The sequence below is a fragment of the Bacillus sp. SIMBA_008 genome (assembly GCF_046535495.1).
GTDB classification, from domain to species: domain Bacteria; phylum Bacillota; class Bacilli; order Bacillales; family Bacillaceae; genus Bacillus; species Bacillus subtilis.
In genome coordinates, this window is the sequence record NZ_JAWRWL010000529.1 from 1 (window position 1) to 269 (window position 269).

The window sequence follows — 269 nt, forward strand, 5'->3', positions numbered from 1 at the left end:
GGGTGATAACGAACTTGCACTCGTTTCTTGTTTTATTTCTAATTCAATAGTAGCAGCTTGTAAGATCGCTTTTATTTGCTCAAGCTCTTCTTCTACTGTAATCATACGCATATCAGAAATTAGTTCCCTTAGCTGCTTTAAAGCGGTACGAGATGTTTGCGTAATTTCCTTTGCTTCCACACTTGCACGCTCCGGATTTTTTACAATTAACTTTTCCACGAGCTGACTTTTTAAAGTAATGAGTGATAACGTATGCCCTAACGTATCAT

1 protein-coding gene is annotated in these 269 nt (G+C 37.5%); it reads right to left on the reverse strand.

All coding sequences use genetic code 11. The features are described from left to right. On the reverse strand, positions 1-269 hold a 269-nt coding region (locus SB658_RS24315), incomplete at both ends, for a histidine kinase dimerization/phosphoacceptor domain-containing protein (RefSeq protein WP_410602925.1).